The organism is Pseudocitrobacter sp. RIT415 (assembly GCF_003057695.2).
Taxonomy (GTDB): domain Bacteria; phylum Pseudomonadota; class Gammaproteobacteria; order Enterobacterales; family Enterobacteriaceae; genus Pseudocitrobacter; species Pseudocitrobacter faecalis.
Genome location: NZ_QBJC02000014.1, coordinates 63,728 through 86,160 on the forward strand (window position 1 = coordinate 63,728; position 22,433 = coordinate 86,160).

Annotated in this window: 20 protein-coding genes and 5 tRNA genes; 10 read left to right on the top strand and 15 right to left on the bottom strand. The window is 54.2% G+C overall.

Features of this window, described 5'->3' with window-relative positions; translation table 11 throughout:
- Positions 1 to 15 precede the first annotated feature (15 nt).
- From DBY68_RS14795 to DBY68_RS14810, 4 genes are all read left to right on the top strand, one after another.
- Entirely contained in the window at positions 16 to 1,137 is a 1,122-nt protein-coding gene (locus tag DBY68_RS14795) for an alkene reductase (protein WP_108475201.1), read from the top strand.
- 18 nt (positions 1,138 to 1,155) lie between these two features.
- Positions 1,156 to 1,470, top strand: coding sequence for a helix-turn-helix transcriptional regulator (locus DBY68_RS14800; protein ID WP_108475200.1), 315 nt, complete (start codon positions 1,156 to 1,158; stop codon positions 1,468 to 1,470).
- A 111-nt stretch (positions 1,471 to 1,581) separates the two neighbouring features.
- On the top strand, positions 1,582 to 2,490 hold the full coding sequence (locus tag DBY68_RS14805; RefSeq protein WP_108475199.1) for a LysR family transcriptional regulator: 909 nt from the start codon (positions 1,582 to 1,584) through the stop codon (positions 2,488 to 2,490).
- Positions 2,491 to 2,616: 126 nt separating this feature from the next.
- Entirely contained in the window at positions 2,617 to 3,135 is a 519-nt protein-coding gene (locus DBY68_RS14810) for a polyketide cyclase (RefSeq protein ID WP_108475198.1), read from the top strand.
- A 39-nt stretch (positions 3,136 to 3,174) separates the two neighbouring features.
- Here the strand turns inward: DBY68_RS14810 and DBY68_RS14815 are convergent, their stop codons facing one another.
- The 3 genes from DBY68_RS14815 to DBY68_RS14825 all read right to left on the bottom strand — a co-directional run bounded on the left by DBY68_RS14815 (position 3,175) and on the right by DBY68_RS14825 (position 5,739).
- Complete coding sequence (locus DBY68_RS14815) at positions 3,175 to 4,758, bottom strand: MFS transporter (protein WP_108475197.1); 1,584 nt, start codon at positions 4,756 to 4,758, stop codon at positions 3,175 to 3,177.
- 108 nt (positions 4,759 to 4,866) lie between these two features.
- The gene (locus DBY68_RS14820; RefSeq protein ID WP_108475196.1) at positions 4,867 to 5,157 is read right to left on the bottom strand and encodes a hypothetical protein; all 291 of its coding nucleotides are present in this window, start codon (positions 5,155 to 5,157) and stop codon (positions 4,867 to 4,869) included.
- A 492-nt stretch (positions 5,158 to 5,649) separates the two neighbouring features.
- Positions 5,650 to 5,739: transfer RNA gene (locus tag DBY68_RS14825), tRNA-Ser, on the bottom strand.
- Positions 5,740 to 5,829: 90 nt separating this feature from the next.
- Between DBY68_RS14825 and mtfA the strand changes: the two genes are divergently transcribed.
- Positions 5,830 to 6,627: a DgsA anti-repressor MtfA gene (gene mtfA / locus DBY68_RS14830; protein ID WP_167405852.1), complete on the top strand. Its 798-nt coding sequence runs from the start codon at positions 5,830 to 5,832 to the stop codon at positions 6,625 to 6,627.
- A gap of 100 nt (positions 6,628 to 6,727) precedes the next feature.
- Positions 6,728 to 6,803: transfer RNA gene (locus DBY68_RS14835), tRNA-Asn, on the top strand.
- Between the two features lie 39 nt (positions 6,804 to 6,842).
- On the opposite strand, the gene cbl is transcribed toward DBY68_RS14835, so the two are convergent.
- Together cbl and nac are read right to left on the bottom strand one after the other, a co-directional pair.
- Positions 6,843 to 7,793, bottom strand: a complete 951-nt coding sequence (gene cbl, locus DBY68_RS14840) for an HTH-type transcriptional regulator Cbl (RefSeq protein WP_108475195.1) — start codon at positions 7,791 to 7,793, stop codon at positions 6,843 to 6,845.
- Positions 7,794 to 7,894: 101 nt separating this feature from the next.
- The gene (nac, locus tag DBY68_RS14845) at positions 7,895 to 8,812 is read right to left on the bottom strand and encodes a nitrogen assimilation transcriptional regulator NAC (protein ID WP_108475194.1); all 918 of its coding nucleotides are present in this window, start codon (positions 8,810 to 8,812) and stop codon (positions 7,895 to 7,897) included.
- A gap of 308 nt (positions 8,813 to 9,120) precedes the next feature.
- Here nac and DBY68_RS14850 point away from each other — a divergent pair.
- Positions 9,121 to 9,196: transfer RNA gene (locus tag DBY68_RS14850), tRNA-Asn, on the top strand.
- A gap of 55 nt (positions 9,197 to 9,251) precedes the next feature.
- On the opposite strand, the gene DBY68_RS14855 is transcribed toward DBY68_RS14850, so the two are convergent.
- Positions 9,252 to 10,328, bottom strand: coding sequence for a glycosyltransferase family 9 protein (locus DBY68_RS14855; protein ID WP_108475193.1), 1,077 nt, complete (start codon positions 10,326 to 10,328; stop codon positions 9,252 to 9,254).
- 292 nt (positions 10,329 to 10,620) lie between these two features.
- On the opposite strand from DBY68_RS14855, the gene shiA reads away from it, so the two are divergent.
- Positions 10,621 to 11,934, top strand: a complete 1,314-nt coding sequence (gene shiA / locus DBY68_RS14860; RefSeq protein ID WP_108475192.1) for a shikimate transporter — start codon at positions 10,621 to 10,623, stop codon at positions 11,932 to 11,934.
- A gap of 114 nt (positions 11,935 to 12,048) precedes the next feature.
- On the top strand, positions 12,049 to 13,497 hold the full coding sequence (locus tag DBY68_RS14865) for an AMP nucleosidase (protein WP_108475191.1): 1,449 nt from the start codon (positions 12,049 to 12,051) through the stop codon (positions 13,495 to 13,497).
- 87 nt (positions 13,498 to 13,584) lie between these two features.
- On the opposite strand, the gene DBY68_RS14870 is transcribed toward DBY68_RS14865, so the two are convergent.
- Both DBY68_RS14870 and DBY68_RS14875 read right to left on the bottom strand, forming a co-directional pair.
- A tRNA-Asn gene (locus DBY68_RS14870) sits at positions 13,585 to 13,660 on the bottom strand.
- Positions 13,661 to 13,799: 139 nt separating this feature from the next.
- Positions 13,800 to 15,224, bottom strand: coding sequence for an EmmdR/YeeO family multidrug/toxin efflux MATE transporter (locus tag DBY68_RS14875; protein WP_108475190.1), 1,425 nt, complete (start codon positions 15,222 to 15,224; stop codon positions 13,800 to 13,802).
- Positions 15,225 to 15,417: 193 nt separating this feature from the next.
- Between DBY68_RS14875 and DBY68_RS14880 the strand changes: the two genes are divergently transcribed.
- Positions 15,418 to 15,493 (top strand) — tRNA-Asn (locus DBY68_RS14880).
- Between the two features lie 51 nt (positions 15,494 to 15,544).
- On the opposite strand, the gene dctP is transcribed toward DBY68_RS14880, so the two are convergent.
- From dctP to DBY68_RS14915, 7 genes are all read right to left on the bottom strand, one after another.
- On the bottom strand, positions 15,545 to 16,588 hold the full coding sequence (gene dctP / locus DBY68_RS14885; protein ID WP_108475189.1) for a TRAP transporter substrate-binding protein DctP: 1,044 nt from the start codon (positions 16,586 to 16,588) through the stop codon (positions 15,545 to 15,547).
- Between the two features lie 65 nt (positions 16,589 to 16,653).
- A complete protein-coding gene (gene ldtA / locus DBY68_RS14890) occupies positions 16,654 to 17,586 on the bottom strand; it encodes a L,D-transpeptidase (RefSeq protein WP_108475188.1) in 933 nt (310 codons plus the stop codon).
- A gap of 141 nt (positions 17,587 to 17,727) precedes the next feature.
- Positions 17,728 to 18,783, bottom strand: a complete 1,056-nt coding sequence (gene cobT / locus DBY68_RS14895) for a nicotinate-nucleotide--dimethylbenzimidazole phosphoribosyltransferase (RefSeq protein ID WP_108475187.1) — start codon at positions 18,781 to 18,783, stop codon at positions 17,728 to 17,730.
- A 30-nt stretch (positions 18,784 to 18,813) separates the two neighbouring features.
- Positions 18,814 to 19,554, bottom strand: a complete 741-nt coding sequence (gene cobS, locus DBY68_RS14900; protein ID WP_108475186.1) for an adenosylcobinamide-GDP ribazoletransferase — start codon at positions 19,552 to 19,554, stop codon at positions 18,814 to 18,816.
- Entirely contained in the window at positions 19,551 to 20,096 is a 546-nt protein-coding gene (gene cobU / locus DBY68_RS14905) for a bifunctional adenosylcobinamide kinase/adenosylcobinamide-phosphate guanylyltransferase (protein ID WP_108475185.1), read from the bottom strand. Before cobU ends, cobS begins: the two co-directional genes overlap by 4 nt.
- The gene (locus tag DBY68_RS14910; protein ID WP_108475184.1) at positions 20,090 to 21,616 is read right to left on the bottom strand and encodes a cobyric acid synthase; all 1,527 of its coding nucleotides are present in this window, start codon (positions 21,614 to 21,616) and stop codon (positions 20,090 to 20,092) included. The genes cobU and DBY68_RS14910 overlap by 7 nt, the downstream gene beginning before the upstream one ends.
- Positions 21,613 to 22,428, bottom strand: a complete 816-nt coding sequence (locus DBY68_RS14915) for an energy-coupling factor ABC transporter ATP-binding protein (protein WP_108475183.1) — start codon at positions 22,426 to 22,428, stop codon at positions 21,613 to 21,615. Before DBY68_RS14915 ends, DBY68_RS14910 begins: the two co-directional genes overlap by 4 nt.
- Between the last annotated feature and the right edge of the window lie 5 nt (positions 22,429 to 22,433).

Consider the following 22,433-nt stretch of genomic DNA (forward strand, 5'->3'; position numbering starts at 1 on the left):
GAAGAATGCTTTATCATGAAAAACAACACTCTCTTTAGCCCACTCTCCCTCGGTGGCATGACATTACGCAACCGCGTAATCTTACCGCCACTCACCCGTTGTCGCAGTGAACAGCCGGGGAATGTGCCTGGCCCGCTGATGATTGAATATTACCGTCAACGCGCCAGCGCCGGGCTGTTGATCACCGAAGGCACGCAGATTGAACCTCGAGGTCAGGGCTATGCCTGGACGCCGGGCATTCACAGCGACGCCCAGGTTGAAGGCTGGAAAAAAGTGACGGACACCGTCCACCAGCAAGGCGGTGTGATTTTCTGCCAGCTGTGGCACGTTGGGCGCGTGTCGCACACCTCGCTTCAGCCGAATCAACAGCCGCCAGTGGCACCGTCAGCCATTGCCGCCACGAACGTGCGTGTCTTTATTGAAACCGCCCCCGGTGAAGGCATGCTAACCGCCCCAAGCCAGCCGCGCGAGCTGAGTACGGCAGAGGTCAAAGAATTGATCGAACTCTACCGCCAGGCCGCTATTAATGCTAAACGCGCTGGCTTCGACGGCGTGGAACTCCATGCGGCCAACGGTTATCTCATCAATCAGTTTATTTCCGAGCACACCAACCAGCGTACGGACGAATACGGCGGCAGTCTGACAAACCGCCTGCGCTTTTTAAAAGAAGTCACCGATGCGGTGAGTGATGTATTTGGCAGCCAGCGCGTCGGCGTGCGTTTCTCGCCGCTGTTCACCACCACCGAAGAAGACAGGGTTTATCTCGGCCTGGTTGAATCTGATCCGCATGAAACCTGGACTACCGCTGCTCGTCTGCTGAACGATGCCGGCGTGGGTTATCTCTCCATTGCAGAAGCGGACTGGAACAACAGCCCGGAGCTACCGGAAGAGTTCCGCGCCGCGCTACGTGTGGCATTCCGCAACCCGATAATGTATGCGGGCCGCTACACGGCAGAAAAAGCACAACGCATGCTGGATAACCACTTGGGCGATATGTTTGGTTTTGGCCGCCCGTTTATCGCCAACCCTGACCTTCCGGCGCGTCTGAAAAACGGCTTCCCACTGAATGCTGTTGATGAATCATCCATGTATGGTGGCGGCAGTAACGGGTATACTGATTACCCGGTTTATTCCTGAACAGAGTAATGAGGTCGCATGACACCTGAAAACGCCATGAAGTTACTGTCGAATCCCACGCGCGTTGCCATTTTGAAGTGGCTGAAAAACCCGCACGAGTCATTCGCCGAGTACAGCCAACTTTATGACTATGATGTCTATGGTGTCTGCGCCAGCCTGATTCAGGACAAAGCCGGTCTCTCGCAGCCTGCCACTTCCCTGTGCCTGAAGGCGATGCAGGAAGCAGGCTTGCTGGAGGCCAGCAAAGTGGGTAAATGGACCTACTATCGGCGCGTTGAGTCCGGCATTGATAACATGGCCCACAATATCGCTGAGTTTCTGGAACACCTGTGAACCTTCCGGGCGACACCGCGTCGCCCATTTTGCTTCGTCGCTGTATAGACACCACCTCGCCCAACCGCTAGCATTCCATAACTATTCTTATCGCAATGTGACGCTACCATAATGAATAATGATATCAGATCGCTGGATCTCAATCTGTTAAAGGCGCTCGACGCATTGATTGACGAAGGCAGCGTCACCCGCGCCGCGCAACGGCTTTCTCTGACACAACCCGCCGTCAGCGGCATGTTGACGCGCTTACGCGACTATTTTGGCGATCCGCTGTTTGTTCGCGCGCAGCGTGGTATGGTGCCGACGGCACGAGCCCGCGAGCTTGCCGCGCCGGTGAAGCAGATCCTGACCGATATCTCTATTCTGCTGAAGCCCGCCCATTTCAACCCACTGAGCGCGGAAATGACCTATTCAATTATGGCCACCGATTACGCGTTAAAAGCGGTGATAGCGCCGCTGATGAGTGCGCTAAAAAAACGCGCACCGGGTATCCGCGTCGCCGTGCGTCCTGTTGATGATGAACGGCTGTTTTCCCTGCTGGAGCGTGGCGATGTTGACCTGGCGCTGGTCACGCCTGCAACAACACCTGGCGATCTTCACGGACGTGCGCTGTATGAGGAAGAGTACGTTTGCATGATGCGCGCCGATCATCCTGTCGCCGTCTCGGGCTCACTTACTCTCGACCAGTTTTGCGACCAGGAACACATTCTTGTCTCCTCAGAAGGTGGTTTCTGGGGCGTGACGGACGAGGCGCTGGCGAAGCTTGGCCGCACGCGGCATGTCGGCATGTCCGTAAACAGCTTCCTTGTATTGCCAGAGATTTTGCGGATGACGGATATGATTGCCGTCGTGCCCCGCCGCCTCGCCTTACAGCATGAACACTTGACGCTTATGCCACCACCGCTGGACGTGCCCGGATTCACCAAAAGTATGGCCTGGCACGAACGCAACCATCGCGATCCTGCGCATCAATGGATCCGCGCACTGTGTGTCGAGGTCAGCCAAAAAGCGGCTTCCTGATATAAGTTATCTTATGCATTCCATTGCGATTGCTAATTTGTCTTATAAGTGAATCTACCGATAATACCTTCATACCGCTGAGATGTAAGTGCTCAACGCCATTGACACGATTTGAGGAGATACACAATGAACGCGATTAACTGGCCAGACGGTTTTGTTCCGGGCTTCACCGATAACTTCGTCTCGAACGAAATGATTATTGCCGGGCTTAGCGTCAGCGACATTTGGCCACTCCTGAACCAACCTTTCCTCTGGCCAGACTATTACAAAAATTCCGCCGACGTTCGTTTCTACGATAACAAAGGGCCGGAACTGGAACACGGCATCCGTTTTTACTTCAGCACTTTCGGCTTCCCGGTGGAATCGCAGGTAGTGGAACACGTTCCCGCAGCGGATGGACAACCGGCACGTATCGCCTGGCATGGCTGGTCTGGTGATGAAAATGCACCTGATCGTCTCGATGTACATCACGCGTGGCTGCTGGAAGACTTGCCGGGAAACCGCGTGCGCATTCTTACCCAGGAAACGCAGAACGGCCAGCCCGCAAAAGAGCTCGCCGCCACGCGCCCCAACCCAATGCTCAACGGACATCAGGAGTGGCTGGATGGACTGGTTGCCGCGGCGATAAGTGCGAAGAAAGCGTGATGATTACGCGTCAGGAGCCTCGCCCCTGACGCGGATAATTTATGGTCTGGAGGTAGTGATAAAGTGCCGCACTTTTGGCGGCTCATCGCCCGTGTGATATTGCAGCAGTTCTGCCTGAATATCCGCATCGGCCTTCGACACCCTTCTGTGCTGGCGCAAATGTTCAGCCCAGGACTCCACCATAAACCACTCCAGCAAAATGCGAGGGTTGGCTGAATCTTCGGTGATCCCCCAGTTATAGGCACCATCCCGTCGCCGCTCATAAGCCAGGTTATAAATGGCTTTCAGGAAAGGCGCACGATGCTGCGGATCAACATGATATTCAATCTGAATCAATACCGGCCCACGATCGTGCTCTACCACCTCTGCCGTCAGCGGCTCGGGCCAATGGTTAGAGGGCAGCAGATCTGATTCCCCTTTTGGCAGGCGCAGGCGATAACTGACAACACCAATAACAATGATACCAATAGCACCGATAAACAACGTTTCCTGCACGCCTGCCGATTGCGCCAGCGCCCCCCAGGCCAGGCTGCCCGCCGTCATCGCCCCATTAAAGACGGTCAGGTAGACCGCCAGCGAACGCCCGCGAACCCAGTTCGGCAAAATTGACTGCGCAACACCGTTGAATGTGGTCAACGCAATAATCCAGCCACAGCCCAGCACCACCAACGCCACTACGGCGAGCCATTGTGGGGGCGCAATTGACAGCAGCGCCATCACCGAAGCGGTAATCACTGACGCCAGTAAAAGCAGGCCATCCGCGCTGCATTTTTGCCGTAATTTAGGTAATAGAAACGCGCCAGCAATCGCCCCTACCCCGACCGCCCCCAGCAAAATCCCGTAGAAACCCGCATCACCGCCCAGCACACGGCGCGCAACCAGCGGCAGCAACGCCCAAACAGAGCTGCAAAATGCGAAGAACAGAAACGTGCGCAGCAGCACGACGTGCAGCTCACGGCTCGCCATGGTGTAACGCAACCCGGCACGAAAGGCGCCGAGAAATTTCTCCGCCAGCTCATCGCTATCGGTTTTCGCTCTTTTCCACCACAGTAATGCCGTAATCACAAACAGATAACTGATTACGTCCACGCCATAAGTGACTGATGTACCAAAAGTTGCCAGCACAATCCCGCCCAGCGCCGGGCCAATGGCGCGCGCGATGTTGATGCCCAGCGAGTTCAGCGCGACGGCATCGCGTAAATCCTGCTTTTTCACCAGTTCAGGCACTATCGCCTGCCAGGTCGGCCCCATTAACGCCGCGCCAACCCCGCCCACAAAGGTCAACGTCACCAGCGAAAGAATGGTTTGCAGCCCCGTTGCGGAAAGCAATAACAGGCAAATACTGACGCTTGCCATCAATATCTGAATGCCAATCAAGAATTTACGGCGATCAAGAATATCTGAGAGTACGCCGGCAGGGATGGCGAGCAGAAACACCGGCAGCGTCGCAGCGGCCTGAACCATCGCCACGGCCAGCGGTGAAGAAGAGAGATCGGTCACGAGCCATGAGCTGGCAATATCGCGTGCGAAAGAGCCTATATTGCCAATTATTGTTGCTACCCACAGAACTGCGAATACAGTCTGGCGTAATGGGCCAAAGCCGCTGGAGGCGGTGGTGGTCATTATTCATCCTCAACAAAAGGTTGTGGATTAAATTTAGCCCAACGGCATATGTATTACACGTAATAGTGATGAAAGCGCCCCGAATATTTATCCGGGGCGTGATGGCATTTAACGGAAATCAAGCTTCGAAGAGGGATAACGTTCGACAGGCTGCGGAACTACGCCCTTTAGCTGATCGCGATAAAAGCGCAAACGCTGTTGGAAGTGCTCTGACATTTCTAACGGCATATTACCCACGACAGCGCGTGCACACAGGCCACGTTGTTCATACTCCATTTTCGCAACGGTAAAGGCGATAAAATCTACGTTAGTTTTCATAGACTTTGGACAAAACTCAAACATATAAGCTCCTTTATTGTTTGTTTTCTCCACCCGACATTCTGTCGGTTTTTTAATCATAGCCTGATTTCTGACCGTTGCGTTAAATACACCCTCAACAAGTACGGTTACTTACCCATGTTTTAATTTATGCAGATATCTATACGCAGGCTTCAGGCCATGCGAATAGCCGATAATTAATCTTTTTACACTGCTCATGCATCAAATCAGCTTATCAACTGCCTGCCAGGAAAGCGGCTCAACGTCGTTGTCGAGTCATTACTTTTTCGCCTTTCAGTTATTTCATAACGATGAAAGTCACATGGCATTTATATTTTGACGGTAGCGCTTAGCGGTAGTTGTTACTGCATCTGAAATGGAGGACAGGAAACAATTGTCAGCGTATGAGGATTAATCCGGTTTTAAGCCGATACGGAATCTACGTAAGGCGTGCACCCTTTTTTTTGCTAATACTGACATAAAGCAAAGAGGCAACGGGTTGAAGATTTTTTGTGGGGATTATCTCAATGCGAGATGAGTCACTGAAAATTGATGCGGTAAGTGCTTGAATAGTGGCGGAGAGAGGGGGATTTGAACCCCCGGTAGAGTTGCCCCTACTCCGGTTTTCGAGACCGGTCCGTTCAGCCGCTCCGGCATCTCTCCGTTTTGATGGTTGCCATGATGCCAGGTTATTTGGCATTTTAACAGACCCAGTCTCTTCAATTGCGTTCAAGTGACGAGTTTGCGAGCAAAATGATGATTAAATGGCCCTGGAAGGCAGATGAGTCTGCTGAAAAAACCGACATCCCGTGGGAACAGGCGTTTTCCGTCCCACTTTTAGCCAATCTCAGCATAGATGAACAGGCCAAACTCCGCGTGCTTGCCGAACGTTTTTTACAGCAAAAGCGACTGGTTCCTCTGCAGGGGCTCATACTGGAGCCCATCACCCAGGCACGCATTGCACTGCTGTTTTGCCTGCCGGTGATGGAACTGGGGCTTGAGTGGCTTGATGGCTTCCATGAAGTGCTTATCTACCCTGCCCCCTTCGTGGTTGATGACGAATGGGAAGATGATATTGGTCTGGTGCATAATCAACGCGTGGTGCAGTCTGGTCAAAGCTGGCAGCAAGGGCCCATCGTTCTTAACTGGCTCGATATTCAGGACTCCTTCGACGCATCCGGCTTTAATCTGGTTATCCATGAAGTCGCCCATAAACTGGATACCCGCAACGGCGATCGCGCCAGCGGTATTCCATTAATTCCGCTGCGGGAAGTCGCCGGCTGGGAGCACGATCTCCATGCGGCGATGGATAATATTCAGGATGAGATTGATTTAGTGGGTGAAAGTGCCGCCAGCATTGATGCTTATGCGGCAACCGATCCGGCAGAGTGTTTCGCCGTGCTGTCCGAGTATTTTTTCAGCGCTCCCGAACTTTTCGCCCCGCGCTTCCCGGCGCTGTGGCAGCGTTTTTGCCTGTTCTACCGCCAGGATCCGCTCGCGCGCATGCGAGATAACGGCACACAGGAAGATATTTCACCTGTAGTTCACTAAAACAACAGTTTGCACTAAATTCACGCAATTGAATCAAACAGTTAAATTTAGTGTTGACACAAATTTTCGGGGCCAGTAGTATTCGCCCCGTTCACACGATTCCTCTGTAGTTCAGTCGGTAGAACGGCGGACTGTTAATCCGTATGTCACTGGTTCGAGTCCAGTCAGAGGAGCCAAATTTAGAAAAGCCCGCTTATTGCGGGCTTTTTGCTTTTTCAGATTTGATAATCCAGCGCCAGCTCATCAGGCTCCATCGCCTGCCGCTTAATTTCCTCCAGCGACAACCCAGCGTTACAGAGTTCGATAAAACGCCAGACATAGTTTCGCTGCAACTGCCCGCGTTTCAGGCCAAGCCATACCGTGTTGGCATCAAACAGATGATGGGTATCCAGACGCACCAGTTTTCCCGACTCCTGTGCATCTCCTGACTGCTCAGCCACCAGCCCAATACCCAAGCCCAACTCAACGTAAGTTTTGATAACGTCTGAGTCCTGCGCGCTGAGCACGATATCCGGCAACAACCCTTTACGGTTGAAGGCTTCATCTATACGCGAACGCCCGGTTATCCCCTGTCGGTAAGTAATCAGCGGCCAGCGCGCAATAGCTTCCAGCGTGAGCGGCGTGATTTGCGTTAAAGGGTGGTCATGAGGAACCAGCACGTTGTGGTGCCAACGGAACCATGGGAATGCCACCAGCGTGCTGTCATTACTTAATCGTTCACTGGCAATGCCGATATCCGCGCCGCCATTGTGCAGTAGGGCTTCGATTTCCTGCGGCGTTCCCTGCACCAGCTCCAGACGCACATCCGGAAAGATTTCACGAAAGGCTTTAATCACTGGAGGCAGGCTATAGCGCGCCTGTGTATGGGTGGTTGCGACGGTCAGAACGCCGGAACCCTCGTTAGTGAAAAGATCGGCAAGACGACGAACGTTACTTGCCTCATTCAGAATACGTTCCGCAATCACCAACAACGCTTTACCCGGCTCGGTCATCCCAAGCAATCGCTTTCCGCGGCGGATGAAGATCTCAATCCCCAGTTCTTCCTCCAGCTCACGGATATGACGGCTGACACCCGATTGCGACGTATAGAGCATATTGGCAACTTCAGTCAGGTTGTAATCCTGCCTTGCTGCTTCACGAATTATTTTTAGTTGCTGGAAGTTCACCTTCCCCTCCGGGTCAAACAGACATTGCACTATTGTTAAAGTCTGTCGCGTCCGCTAACAAATAATAAAAACCAGCAACTTATTACTTAAAAGAATATACGTTAGCTTACCAACTGCAATTCGCGATTATCCAGCGCCGGGCGACTGACCAACGATATCAAGATTTCTTTCACCGCCTGCGCCTGTGGAGAGAGCGATCCGCGAGCGGACATATTCAGCGATAGCGGCAGACTCATTGATGGCGTGGTGATCCGTGCCATCCAGCCATTGGCCGCCTGTGACAGCGTGCGCGCGGCTGATTCTGGTAAAACGGTGACGCCCATCCCGCTGGCAATCGCCGCCGTCAGCGTAGAAATCGATTCTATCTCGCCAATGATTTTGGCCGTCAGGCGACGCAACGAAAATGCCTCATCCACTCTGGCGCGTACGGCACTGTAGTCGCGCGGCAGGAACAGATTCATTTCAGCAACCGCCGTGAGATCGATACTCTGCCCCGGACAATCACGCGTGCCAACCAGATAGAGATCTTCTTTCAGCAACGGCTGACTGTTCACGCCAGCCACGGGAGAGCGGTCGTAAAGTACCGCCATATCCAGCTGACCGCTTAGCAGTTTGTCATTTAACGCCGCGCCGCTGTTTTCATGGAGATAAATCAGCACTTCCGGGAGTTCATTACGCACGGCCTGCAATAGCGGCATGGTGATGGACGATGCGGCAGTACCCGGCGCCAGGCCAATGGAGACCGGGCCGCTTAACGTTTGCCCGACATTATTCACCGCCAGTTGCGCCTGTTCACACTGGCGCAGTATCGTCCGCGCATGGGTATAAAGAACCTTTCCCGCTTCCGTTGGCGTGACGCCGCGCTTGGTGCGGATCAGCAATTGCTGGTCAAGCTCCCCCTCAAGGGTGGCAACCTGCTGGCTCAGTGCGGGCTGTGCGATATGTAACACTTCAGCGGCCTGGGTCAGGCTACCGATATCGACGATTTTCACAAAGTACTTCAGCCGTCTTAAGTTCATTTTGCCTCCTGTACTGCCAACAATGGCGTTTAGATATCAGAGGAGTTGCAAGATGCTTGCCAGCTTTTAAGACAGGACGCCATACGCCCGTAACAAGGCTTTCTAATCGATAAGCCCATTTTTGCCTGCTGTCAGAGGATGTCGATCTGCCCCATTTGTGGTAAATTCGCACCAGCCCGGTGCAAAGCAGCGAAAAAAGAGCCATTCACCTGCGAATTGCTGAAATTGTCAGCAAACGAACGCAAAGTGGAGAGACACCCTTTGACAAGCCAGAGTCACCCCGTTAATATGCGCCCCGTTCACACGATTCCTCTGTAGTTCAGTCGGTAGAACGGCGGACTGTTAATCCGTATGTCACTGGTTCGAGTCCAGTCAGAGGAGCCAAATTTAGAAAAGCCCGCTTATTGCGGGCTTTTTGCTTTTCTGCGGTGGGTATGTGTTACCTGTCAGAACACGGTTGTCTGCCGATTCTCTTTAAAATGCGCCGTAACGTTACTTCAAACTCATTCATATTAATGTGGTCAATATCTTTACCCACCACAATGTTCTCTGCAATGTCCTGCATCGTCGGCCAGCGGGTTTTATACTCCGCGTAAACAGCAATCGCCGGCGTATTATAAGCACTGGCCATATGCAGTATTGATGTGTCCGGTGTGATAGCCAGAAAAGCGTCTTTAATAATGGTCGCCGAGCGCATCAGTGAGGGGGGCAATGATAATCGATAAACATGAGCGCACGCTTCGGTGAGTTTTTCCGCACTCTCAATATCTTTGGGGCTATGCACAATGACAATCGGCATTTCGCATTCCCGTTGAATTATCGCAATAAGATTGTACGCAACAGAGTATGAAAATGTTCTCGCCGCGATGCTGCCTTCAAAATTCAGAGCGATATAGGGCCCCAGCATACTCGTCTCACGGCGCACTTCTGTGATGGTCTCAGTGCTTAGCGGGAATTCATATCTCGCAGCAACAGCAGGGAAACCCGCGTCTCTCATTAACGTCGCCCAGGTCATCGGGACAGGTGCGCGCAGGTGCTGGTCCATTCTGCAGGCTATCTTACATAACGGCGAGTAGCATTTCTGGGTGAGCCCCACGACCTGAAAATTCATTCCAGCTTTTAGCGTGCGGATAAAAACCATGGTTTTGAGGTTCTTTTTACGCATTGCCTCAATGCAGAGATCGGGTGTGCCATATTGCTCTTTTATCGTCTTCGCGACCTGCTTTATTTCAGCAATTGTGGCGTGATCCTGCATCGTCATTGTCATGACAGTTAATTTTGTGTGGGTTAACGTTAAAGCCTCAAATACGGGTTTATTCAGTGTGGATGACACAATTAACAGATGGCTTATTGGCTGTTGTTCCAGCGCGCGAATAAGAGGATAAATCGCCATGGCATCCCCAATCTGATCGGGAATGTGAATAACAACAAAATTGATATCATCAATGTGAATGTTTTTAGCGTGATAATCGTAAAAATTAAACAGGCTATTCCTGAATAGTGTTAGCAGTTGCATTGAATCGCGACGACTCCCTGTCGAATGAAATATCATGTTTCGCCGCAGTCTATCAGATCCCATTCCATCGACTTGATGGTTCTGCGCATCGTTTTGTGACCCATTCTGTAAAAATGAATAATTTTACTGCGCAACCAAGTGTAATTTTATCGTTACAGTAAAATTCAGCACATAAAACCATTCCCCTGACACCTCTGACGCGGTAGTCTCATAAACACCAGTTATACACTGGCGCAATGTGTACAATTTTATTTACGAATATAAGAAAAAAAACGGTACAGACAGGATAACTATGGACTCCACCCTCACCTCCACGCGCCTCCAGGAGAAAACACCTTCGCTTAGCCGCGCACGACGCGCCGCGCTCGGCAGCTTTGCCGGAGCCGTGGTCGATTGGTACGATTTTCTGCTTTATGGCATTACCGCCGCACTGGTCTTCAATCGGGAATTCTTTCCGCAGGTGAGCCCGGCGATGGGCACGCTTGCCGCGTTCGCGACCTTCGGCGTCGGATTTCTGTTTCGCCCGCTCGGCGGGGTGATCTTTGGTCATTTCGGCGATCGTCTTGGCCGTAAACGGATGTTGATGCTGACTGTCTGGATGATGGGCGGTGCAACGGCATTGATTGGCCTGCTACCTTCCTTTGCTTCGGCAGGATGGTGGGCGCCCACGTTGCTGGTCACCCTGCGCGCCATTCAGGGATTTGCCGTCGGCGGGGAATGGGGTGGCGCGGCACTGCTCTCGGTAGAGAGCGCGCCAGAGAATAAAAAAGCATTCTACAGCAGTGGTGTGCAGGTGGGCTATGGTGTGGGTTTGCTGCTCTCCACCGGGCTGGTATCGCTTATCAGCATGCTCACCACTGACGAACAGTTCCTGAGCTGGGGCTGGCGCATTCCTTTCCTGTTTAGCATCCTTCTGGTGCTGGGCGCGTTATGGATCCGTAATGGTATGGAAGAGTCCGCGGAGTTTGAACAACAGCAGCAAACGCCACCGGTAAAACAACGCCTGCCGGTGATGGAAGCGCTTGTGCGTCATCCCGGCGCTTTCCTGAAGATTATCGGTTTGCGCCTGTGTGAACTGTTGACCATGTACATTGTCACTGCCTTCGCGCTTAACTACTCGACGCAGAATCTCGGGCTGCCCCGCGAACTTTTTCTCAACATTGGCCTGCTGGTCGGGGGCGTGAGCTGTCTGACAATCCCCTTCTTTGCCTGGCTCGCCGATCGCTTTGGCCGACGCCGCGTCTACATTATTGGTGCATTAACCGGCACGATTAGCGCTTTCCCGTTCTTTATGGCGCTGGAAGCACAATCCCTTTTCTGGATAGTGTTCTTCGCCATCATGCTGGCTAACGTCGCGCATGACATGGTGGTATGCGTTCAGCAGCCGATGTTCACCGGGATGTTTGGCGCAGGCTACCGTTACAGCGGCGCTGGCGTTGGTTATCAGGTCGCAAGCGTTGTTGGCGGGGGATTCACACCGTTCATCGCCGCAGCGCTGGTCACCTTCTCGGGTGGCGATTGGCACAGCGTGGCCATTTATCTGTTGGCAGGCTGCCTGATATCCGCCGCTACTGCCCTGCTGATGAAGGATAAGCCGCAGGCCTGAGCATCTTGCTTAAAGGTTAATCAGTTGTGACAAAGGCGTCTTCTGACGCTTTTGTTTCATCTGAGGCTGACATACTATCGAAAAACGCCGCAGACCTGACACAAGGAGCGAAGGATGAATACTACAAGCGCGAGCCTGACGCCTGAACAAGCCCTGGAAAAACTTCAGGCACTGTATGACCAGTCGGTCACCGCCCTGCGTAATGCCATTTCCGTGTACATTGACAATCATTCGCTGCCTGATGCCAAAGCACGCGCCGATGGGCTTTTTGTCTACCCACAGCTCTCGGTTTCATGGAGTGGAAACGCCCACAAAGCACAGAAAACGCGCGCCTTTGGCCGCTTCACCCACTCCGGGTGTTACACCACGACCATCACACATCCCACGTTGTTCCGTCCTTACCTGCTGGAACAGCTTACGCTGCTGCATGAAGATTATGATGCGCACATTGAGGTGGGATTGTCGCAGCATGAGATCCCTTATCCGTACGTAATCGACGGCTTGATGCTCGACCGCTCTATGAGCGCTGACCTGACGCGCTTTTTCCCTACGACTGAACTGGCTCAGATTGGTGATGAAACGGCGGATGGCATTTTCCATCCCACCGAGTTCTATCCGCTTTCGCACTTTGACGCGCGTCGTGTGGACTTCTCGCTCGCCCGCCTGCGTCACTACACCGGCACGCCGGTAGAACATTTCCAGCCTTTTGTGTTGTTCACCAACTACACCCGTTATGTGGATGAGTTTGTTCGTTGGGGTTGTAGCCAGATTCTCGACCCGGAAAGCCCGTACATCGCGCTCTCCTGCGCCGGGGGGATTTGGATTACGGCAGAAACGGAAGCGCCGGAGCAGGCGATTTCCGATTTGGCCTGGAAAAAACATCAGATGCCAGCGTGGCATCTCATCACCGCTGACGGCCAGGGAATCACGCTGATTAACATCGGCGTAGGCCCGTCGAACGCCAAAAACATTTGCGATCACCTTGCGGTGCTGCGCCCGGATGTCTGGCTGATGATCGGCCACTGCGGCGGCCTGCGCGAAAGCCAGACCATCGGCGACTACGTGCTGGCTCACGCTTATCTGCGCGACGACCACGTGCTGGATGCGGTGCTGCCGCCCGATATTCCCATCCCGAGCATTGCCGAAGTGCAACGCGCGCTTTATGACGCCACCAAGCAGGTCAGCGGCATGCCTGGCGAAGAGGTAAAACAACGTCTGCGCACCGGCACCGTGGTGACGACGGATGACAGGAACTGGGAGTTGCGCTATTCAGCCTCCGCGCTGCGATTTAACCTCAGCCGCGCCGTGGCGATTGATATGGAAAGCGCCACTATCGCCGCCCAGGGTTATCGCTTCCGCGTACCTTACGGCACCCTGCTGTGCGTCTCCGACAAACCACTGCATGGCGAAATTAAACTGCCGGGTCAGGCAAACCGTTTCTATGAAGGGGCGATTTCTGAGCATTTGCAGATAGGCATTCGCGCAATTGATCTGCTGCGTGCTGAAGGTGACAAACTGCATTCGCGTAAGCTAAGAACCTTTAACGAGCCACCATTCCGGTGAGAAGACAGCAAACGGGCCGCCACGGCCCGTTTTTTTACTGAACGCAGAAAAGCAAAAAGCCCGCTAAAAAGCGGGCTTTTCTAAATTTGGCTCCTCTGACTGGACTCGAACCAGTGACATACGGATTAACAGTCCGCCGTTCTACCGACTGAACTACAGAGGAATCGTGTGAACGGGGCGAATATTAACGGGGTGCCCCGGGGTTGTCAAAGCCTGTTTTCACAAAAAAATATCGTTTGCTGTTTTATTCCACACTTCGGTTAAAAATCATCGGTTTCTGATGATTTTCACAGCAACGGCGCTTACTCCATCTTCACGCGTGGGTATTTCCACAGCCAGCGGCCACTGACCAGTCGCCAGTAGAACAATGCGCCACGGACAGCCCAGTCGAGGAACATCCCTAACCACACACCGACGACGCCCATACCGAGCACAATACCCAGCGTATAGCCCGCCACCACGCGGCAGCCCCACATCCCCAGCATTGATACCCACATCGCAAAGCGCACATCACGCGCGCCTTTAAAGCCCGAGGGCAGCACCCAGGAAGCGGCCCAGATCGGCATAAATGCGGCGTTCAGCCACAGCAGTACTTTCACTACTTCTTTTACATCCTGCTCCTGGGTATAGAACGACGCGAACAGCCCCGCAAAGGGTGCGGTACCCCAGGCAATGGCCGTCAGTACGATGGTCGACATCCAGAAGACATGGCGCAGTTGTCGCTCCGCCTGACCAATCTGCCCGGTACCCAGACGTTTGCCCGTGATGATGGTCGATGCCGACCCCAGAGCGTTACCGGGCAGGTTAATCAGCGCCGCCACCGAAAAGGCAATAAAATTGCCCGCGATAACGTTAGTCCCCATCCCGGCAACGAACATCTGGGTCAGTAATTTCCCGCCGTTAAACAGTACCGACTCAATACTCGCCGGGATCCCAATCCCCATCACTTCCCAGATAATGGCGAAATTCAGCGGTTTCAAATAGCTTTTCAGCGGAATACGCAGCGCCGGGTTAAAGCCTATCATCAGCACCCAGATAATCGCCGCCGCGCCGATGTAGCGTGAAATGGTTAACCCCAGTCCCGCGCCCGCGAACCCCATCCCCTGCCAGGAGAACGCCCCGTAAATCAGGATGCTACTGATGATAATATTGAGGATGTTCATGCCACCGTTAATCATCAGCGGGATTTTCGTATTCCCTGCACCACGCAGCGCGCCACTACCAATTAACGCAATCGCCGCCGCCGGATAACTCAATACCGTCAGTTCAAGATAGGTTAAGGCCAACCCTTTCACTTCCGGCGTTGCTTCACCGGCGACAATATCAATAATCTCACTACCGAAATAGTGGATAACCGCCGCCAGCACACTGGCGAACAATGTCATAATCACCAGTGATTGCCGTGCAGCCGCCCTCGCCCGACGCCTGTCACGTTTACCCAGGCTAAAGGCCACCACCACCGTGGTACCAAGATCGATAGCCGCAAAAAAGGCCATGATCACCATATTAAAACTGTCGGCGAGCCCGACGCCCGCCATCGCTTCTTTTCCCAGCCAGCTCACCAGGAAGGTACTCAACACCCCCATCAGCAGGACGCAGGTATTTTCCAGAAAAATAGGTACAGCAAGGGGGGTGATTTCACGCCAGAAGAGAACTCGATAGCTTTTGCGTTTTTTATACCAGGGCGTGCGTGCGACGGCCTGACGGAGCGCGGTGGTGACGTTCAAAGTGGACCTTAGTGAGAAAGTTGAAACTCCATTTCAAATGATGAGGGAGAAACCCGAATCCTGCAAAACATTTTTCCTTAATATTTGTCGGTAATTACAACAAATTGTTGACGGAATCGGCAATCAGCGTGAACAGCCAGAATTGGTGTTTGACAAAATTTTTTTCGCCGCTAATATGTGCCTCCACAACGATTCCTCTGTAGTTCAGTCGGTAGAACGGCGGACTGTTAATCCGTATGTCACTGGTTCGAGTCCAGTCAGAGGAGCCAAATTCGAGAAGCCCGCTTTTTAGCGGGCTTTTTGCTTTTCAACGCCACCATTTAGTCAAAAGAGTGCTTAATCTCAACCAGTTTTTCCAGCGTCTCTTTCATATCTACCACACCTTTCGCCTCCTGCTCCTTAACCCAGGCTGATTGAACCTGTTGGTATTGGGTCTTATCTTCCCAGGCAAGCACTTCCTGTGGCTTAAGAATACGTACGCTTGCGCCGCTGTGCTTCAGATCGGCAATTTGTTTATCGAAACTGCGGTCCATCACGCCACCCAGCTGCGCATAGGCGTCGTTAGCGGCACGCTGGATTGCCGCGCGATCCTCTTCCGATAACGAAGCCCATCTGGCTTGATTAATAACCAGCAGATAGACATGCCCAAGCCAGAGATCTTTAGACACCAACACGTGAGGAGCGTAGCGTTGTGCATTAAGGTCGTAACCGCTATCGACATTAAGCATCAACCCATCAATGCTGCCGCTTTGCAATGCCTTATACGTCGCATCACCCCATGGCATGGTCACCGCCCTGGCGCCGGTATTTTGTAAGAATGCCTGATGCCAGAAGCTCGCTGAACGCCAGGTTTGGCCTCGCATAACAGTAAGGTTATTTATGGGCTTGCTGCTGAAGAACGCGAGCGGATAACCGGTCGCAATAAAAACGGGGCTAACATTAGCCCGGCTGAGTTCGTCGGAAAAAGCGGGGATGCGCGAAAATACTTCGCGGAAAAACGCAACCTGCTGCGCGCCTGAAGGGCCGACAGGGAAACTTTTAAACAGTTGATGTTGGGGCAATGCTGTTGAAGCGTATTCAGGAACCACGACGGCTAGATCGGCTTTTTTACCCTCACCAACCATGGCTAAAGCATCGTATCCACTGCTGAGTTCACTGTCCCAATGCGCCTCAATGTTAATGCGACCGTGAGACTCTTTTTCTATCGCAGCAAAGAAGACATCGTTTATAAAGCGAGTGCGCATGTTACCCAAAGGTTCATAGTCGCTGTAAATCAGCGTTTGTGCAGCACTAAGCGGGGTGGAAAATAAAAAAGCCGTAAAAAGAATGGTGGATAACTTCCACCGGTATTGGGCGAATGACATTTGATACACAGCTCCCTGTGGATTATTTCCGCACGGTATAGCATGTGCGGAAATATCCCCCTGCACTAAAAGTGCGAGTTTTCCACAGAACTGATATTCACCGGCATACCCGAACGGCGCTGCATTTCGCTTTGCGCCCGGTTCGCATCTACCCCTTCCCCGCGCACGAAAGCCTGCATGGCTGGCGTCACCGGAAGCGGTACTTTTTTATCCGATTCATATTCAGAGCGATTACGGGATAACGGCTCGTGAACTTCCAGCCAGCGACTACCGTCTGGTTCAGTGGTGTATTTCACCGGGCGGTCGATAATTTGTACTCGCGTCCCCACCGGCACCGTATCAAACAAATATTTGATATCGTCGTTACGCAGGCGAATACAGCCCTGGCTTACGCGCAGACCAATGCCAAAATTCGCATTGGTGCCGTGGATGGCATAGAGCCTGCCAATATAAATCGCGTACAGCCCCATCGGGTTTTCTGGCCCGGCAGGCACCATCGCGGGCAGGGTTTTGCCCTCTTTGGCGTATTCACGGCGCGTATTGGCCGTCGGCACCCAGGTGGGGCCTTCCTTCTTACGCTCCACTTTCGTTACCCAGTTGCGCGGCGTTTCGCGTCCTGCCTGGCCGATACCAATCGGCAAGACTTCAACGCTGCTCCCGTCCGGTGGATAGTAATACAGGCGCATCTCCGCGACGTTAATCACGATACCTTCGCGTGGCGTATCAGGCAGGATGAGCTGCTGCGGGATGGTCAGCGTCGAGCCGCGCGCAGGAAGATACACATCCACGCCAGGGTTGGCCTCCAGCATATTGCTCAGCCCCTGTCCGTAGCGGGCGGCAAAGGCTTCCAGCGGGAAGTTACTGTCGAGCGGGACGATGATTTTTAACGGGCTGCCGACCAGTCGGCTTCCTTCCGGGGGCAGCGGGTAGGTCACCGCCAGGACGCTCTGGCTGGCGAGCAGCAATATCGCGGAGCATAACAGTTTGACACGACGCATAATTTCCCTTCCTCAGCCGTGAAAATATCTGTTAACTATAGCTTTTTTCTCCACCTTCTGCTGAGTAAGACAGCAATTAACGAGGAGAATTTTATTTAAGCTAAGCGAAACCGCTCCAGAGCGGAGCGGTAAGGGAAAAGATTACTTCTCTGGCAGGACGATATTGCTTTCGGCTAACGTCCCCATGTTGTTATAGATTGCGCAGGCGGATTCCACGATATGCATCGCCATTGCCGCCCCACTTCCTTCCCCCAGACGCATCTGCATATTCAGATACGGCTCAAGCTGCAATGCTTCCAGCGCAATACGCGCGCCCTTCTCCGCCGACAGATGCGAGGGGATCAGATAGGGTTTGACCGCCGGGGCAATCCGACACGCCGCCAGCGCCGAAGCGTAAGAGAGGAAGCCGTCCAGTACCACCGGCAGACCACAGGATGCCGCACCCAGCATCACGCCCGTCATGCCGACTAAATCGAAACCGCCCACTTTTGCCAGCACATCAACGCCATCGGCAGGATTGGGCTGATTGACGGCGATCGCACGTCGCACCACATCGACTTTATTCGCCAGCTGCGCCTGTGGCAGGTTCGCGCCGATACCTACGGCTTCCTGCGGATCGGCGCCCGTTAACACACTGACAATCGCCGCGGCGGGCGTGGTATTCGCCATGCCCAGCTCGCCAACGCCAAACAGCGTCACGCCCTGCTGTGCCAGATTTTGCGTATAGCGGATGGTTTCCAGCAGCAATTCCTGCGCCTGTTGGTGGCTCATTGCTGGGCCACGCGCAATGTTGCCGCTGCCGCGCGCCACTTTCATGTTCACCACATCAGGGATAGGATCGGCGTCAATCCCGACATCAATCACATGTACTTTCGCGCCCGCCTGTGCCGCCAGCACGCAAACGCCGGTGTTATGGCGAGTCATGTTGGCGGCCTGAATCGCGGTGACCACCTGCGGCGAAATCGCTACGCCTTCATGCCAGACACCATGATCGGCGCACATCACCAGAATCGCTTTTTGCGCCACCTGCGGCTTGCCTTTTAGCCCCGGCATGCCCGCCAGCTGTATTGCCAGCGCTTCCAGACGTCCCAGGCTTCCGGGCGGTTTAAGCAACCCGTCGATATGGTGCTGCGCCTGCGCCTGCGCGGCGCTATCTAACGCCGGAATGGCGGCGAGCAGCGTAGAGAGTGTTTGCATCTTTTTCCCCGATGTTCCGTTAAGGCTGGTTTAGATTAACGCCAGCAGAAAGATAAGTTCGCCCAGTTCGATGCTTGCGCCCATGGTGTCGCCCGTCTGGCCGCCCAGGGTACGTTTCAGCAACTGGCCAAGGATAAACACGGCGATGAACGTCACCAGCAGTGCGCGTAACCCATGCGCCCCCAGCAGCGTCATCACCAGAACAGCGGTCAATGCGAGGGTTATTACCGCCTGGCGGAAAGTGACTTTGCCAATAAACAGATTGCCCAGCCCCTCTTCACGCGCGTAGCGGTGGCGATACATCAGCAGCACCACACAGCCGCGGCCGGCGATGCAGGCACAAGCCAGCGCCGCCAGCATCGGCGTATCCCGCAGCGCCACCTCGTTCACCGCCAGCACTTTGCCCAGCAGCACAAAAATGAGCGCTAATCCGCCGTGCGTGCCCAGGCGACTGTCGCGCATAATCTCCAGCATTTTCTCGCGACGACGCGCAGAGAAGACGCCATCACAGGTATCGGCCAGACCATCAAGATGGAAACCGCCGGTCAGCAGCGCCAGCGCCAGCACCGCGAAAAATGCCGCCAGCGGCACGCCGCACCAGGGCTGTAACAGCATAAAGACCAGCCCGCTTAATACCCCAAGCAACAAACCGACAAGGGGAAACGTGACGATGCCACGCACATATTGATCGATATCCAGGCCCTGCGACCAGCGCTGAGGCACCGGCAAACGACTCATAAACGACAGCGTGGCAAAGAAGATCCTGCTCATTTTATTTTGACTCCAATTCCTGACACCACCAGCCAGACGTCATCCGCCGCCTGCGCCAGTTTCTGATTCACTCGCCCGGCAATGTCGCGAAAATGGCGCGCCAGACGATTCTCTGGCACGATCCCCATTCCCACTTCATTGGTGACCAGCACCACCAATGATGGGCAGCGCTGGCACGCTATAATAAGCTTCTCAATTTCCAGATCCACCGCCCGTTCCAGCGTCGCGAAATCCCAGTTATCGACATCGCCTTCCCCGCCGTTGGCAAACAACACGTTGGTCACAAGCGTCGTGACGCACTCCAGTAAGATCGCTTCCTCCGGATTGTTTGTCGGGGCGATCACCTCGGCTAAATTCTGCCAGCGTTCGGCAGTGCGCCAGTGCGCCGGACGACTATCGCGGTGATGCTGAATACGCGCATCCATTTCCGCATCGGTAATGTGCGAGGTGGCGATGTAGAGCACGCGCGGGTAATCGCGCAGCAGCGATTCCGCGTGATGGCTTTTACCGCTACGCGCGCCACCGGTGACCAGTATCATGATTGCGGCTCCTGATAGTCGTGCATAATCTGATAAATCTTTTCAATATCAATATGTTCACGCATCGCATTAGCGAGGATATCAAACTGCTGCGCTTTGTAATCGGCATAGCTCACCGTGACATCCAGGGCGGAAAGCCCTTTGCGCTGACGCAGAGCGTTAACGATACCGCGCGTGAAGGCATCGCTGTCGAATAAACCGTGCAGATAGGTGCCGAATACCAGCCCATCGTCGCTGACCGCGCCTTCGGCAAGCGTAGATCCGTTCGGGCGATGCAGCTCCAGCGCCGCGCGGCAGTGCGCGTGGCGGGTGGTAGTCCCCATATGAATTTCATACCCGGAGATATCCATCCCCGATACACCCGCCAGCCAGCCAGGAAGCGTGGTTTGCAGGCGCGCGCGCGTTTGCTCGGTGGTTTTCTCCGGTGCAAACAGCGTGTCTGTCGCCAGCAACCCCAGACCCGGTAGCACCCCGAGCCCGGATTCAATCTCATCGGTAATGGTTTCGCCGAGCATCTGATAGCCGCCGCAAATGCCTATCACCGGCGTGCCTTCGCGATGCCGCGCCAGCAGCGCCTGCGCGAGGCCGCTTTGCCGCAACCAGTTGAGATCCCCAAGCGTATTTTTGCTGCCGGGTAAAATGATGAGGTCGGCATCGGCCAGTTCCTCCGGCGTGCGCACATAACGCACCCGTACATCCGGCTGCGCCGCCAGCGCATTGAGATCGGTGAAGTTGGATAAGTGCGGAAGTTGCGCCACCGCGATGGTCACCGGGCGATCGCCAATATGGCGATAAAGCCCTCGCTGCATGGCGACGCTGTCTTCCTCTTCAAGATCAACGTCCAGCCACGGCATCACGCCGAGCACCGGTACGCCGGTAAGGTCTTCAATCTGTTTAACGCCAGGCATCAGCAGTGAGACATCGCCGCGAAACTTATTGATGATCACCCCTTTTACCCGCGCACGCTCATGCTCAAGCAGCAGCGCCAGCGTGCCGTAAATAGAGGCAAAAACGCCGCCCCGGTCGATGTCAGCCACCAGAATCACCGGGCATTGCGCCAGTTCGGCCATGCCCATATTGACGATATCGCGATCGCGCAGATTAATTTCTGCCGGGCTCCCCGCGCCTTCCAGCACCAGCGCGTCGTACTCCTGCCCAAGGCTGGTATACACCTCAAGAATTTGCTGACGCAGACGCGGCTTATAGTCGTGATAGCTGACGGCGTCCATGTCGGTCATGACTTTGCCCATCAGCACCACCTGCGCCTTGCGGTCGCTGGTGGGTTTGAGCAGCACCGGGTTAATGCGCACATCCGGCGTAATACCAGCGGCTTCCGCCTGAAAAATCTGCGCGCGCCCCATCTCTTTGCCATCTGGTGTGATGCCAGAATTAAGGGCCATATTCTGCGATTTAAACGGCGCGGTCTTCAGCCCGTCCTGATGAAAAATACGGCACAGTCCCGCCACCAGCACACTTTTGCCGACGTCGGACGCGGTACCCTGAATCATAATTGCCTGCGTCATAATGCATGTTCCTGATTGTTGTTGCGCATACGGCTGAAAAATTCATCTTCGGTTTTACACAGCGGCAGGCCGAGATGGGCATGCAGCTTTACCAGCCAGGGCTGCGTCAACCCGGCTTTCGCCATCACATCCGCGCGTGAAAAAACGTCCCCCGGCGCGCCTTCGGCCAGCACTTCACCCCGGTGCATGACATACACCGCATCGCTCACTTCATAAATCAGATCAATATCGTGGCTGGAGATCACCACATGATTTCCCTGACCAACAATGCGTCTGATTATGTCAATCATCTGCGTACGCCCGGACGGATCAAGCCCTGCCGTCGGCTCATCGAGCAACAGATAGCGCGCCTTCAGCACCAGCGCGCCGGCAATTGCCACGCGCTTTTTCTGCCCATGGCTGAGACACTGAATCGGCTGATGGCGAAAATGCTGTGCATCCACCAGCGTGAGTGCGTCCTCCACCCGGCGGGTGATTTCAGTCTCATCCACGCCGAGGTTGCGCAGCGCGAAGGCAATATCGCTGTCGATATCGGTATAGAAGATTTGCTGGTCCGGATCCTGAAAGACGGTGGTCACCTGCTGGCGAAGCGCCAGCAGCCCGCGTTTGCTGTATTCCAGCGGTTTACCCTGCCACAATACCGCGCCCTGCTGCGGGCGTAATATGCCGCTTAAATTCATAAACAGCGTCGATTTTCCACAGCCGTTGGCCCCCACCAGCCCGGTAACGGCCTGAGCAGAGAAATCAAGATTCAGGCCGGTCAACACGGGAGAATCCTGATAGCGAAAACAGAGATTGGTGGTCGCGAGCATCCGGG

Coding starts and splice junctions, on each gene's coding strand:
- DBY68_RS14915 (WP_108475183.1), bottom strand. CDS start 22,428: ATGCTCGCGACCACCAATCTCTGTTTTCGCTATCAGGATTCTCCCGTG.
- DBY68_RS14910 (WP_108475184.1), bottom strand. CDS start 21,616: ATGACGCAGGCAATTATGATTCAGGGTACCGCGTCCGACGTCGGCAAA.
- shiA (WP_108475192.1), top strand. CDS start 10,621: ATGGACTCCACCCTCACCTCCACGCGCCTCCAGGAGAAAACACCTTCG.
- ldtA (WP_108475188.1), bottom strand. CDS start 17,586: ATGCGTCGTGTCAAACTGTTATGCTCCGCGATATTGCTGCTCGCCAGC.
- DBY68_RS14855 (WP_108475193.1), bottom strand. CDS start 10,328: ATGCAACTGCTAACACTATTCAGGAATAGCCTGTTTAATTTTTACGAT.
- DBY68_RS14865 (WP_108475191.1), top strand. CDS start 12,049: ATGAATACTACAAGCGCGAGCCTGACGCCTGAACAAGCCCTGGAAAAA.
- cobS (WP_108475186.1), bottom strand. CDS start 19,554: ATGAGCAGGATCTTCTTTGCCACGCTGTCGTTTATGAGTCGTTTGCCG.
- DBY68_RS14810 (WP_108475198.1), top strand. CDS start 2,617: ATGAACGCGATTAACTGGCCAGACGGTTTTGTTCCGGGCTTCACCGAT.
- DBY68_RS14795 (WP_108475201.1), top strand. CDS start 16: ATGAAAAACAACACTCTCTTTAGCCCACTCTCCCTCGGTGGCATGACA.
- mtfA (WP_167405852.1), top strand. CDS start 5,830: ATGATGATTAAATGGCCCTGGAAGGCAGATGAGTCTGCTGAAAAAACC.
- DBY68_RS14820 (WP_108475196.1), bottom strand. CDS start 5,157: ATGATTAAAAAACCGACAGAATGTCGGGTGGAGAAAACAAACAATAAA.
- dctP (WP_108475189.1), bottom strand. CDS start 16,588: ATGTCATTCGCCCAATACCGGTGGAAGTTATCCACCATTCTTTTTACG.
- DBY68_RS14815 (WP_108475197.1), bottom strand. CDS start 4,758: ATGACCACCACCGCCTCCAGCGGCTTTGGCCCATTACGCCAGACTGTA.
- DBY68_RS14805 (WP_108475199.1), top strand. CDS start 1,582: ATGAATAATGATATCAGATCGCTGGATCTCAATCTGTTAAAGGCGCTC.
- nac (WP_108475194.1), bottom strand. CDS start 8,812: ATGAACTTAAGACGGCTGAAGTACTTTGTGAAAATCGTCGATATCGGT.
- cobT (WP_108475187.1), bottom strand. CDS start 18,783: ATGCAAACACTCTCTACGCTGCTCGCCGCCATTCCGGCGTTAGATAGC.
- DBY68_RS14800 (WP_108475200.1), top strand. CDS start 1,156: ATGACACCTGAAAACGCCATGAAGTTACTGTCGAATCCCACGCGCGTT.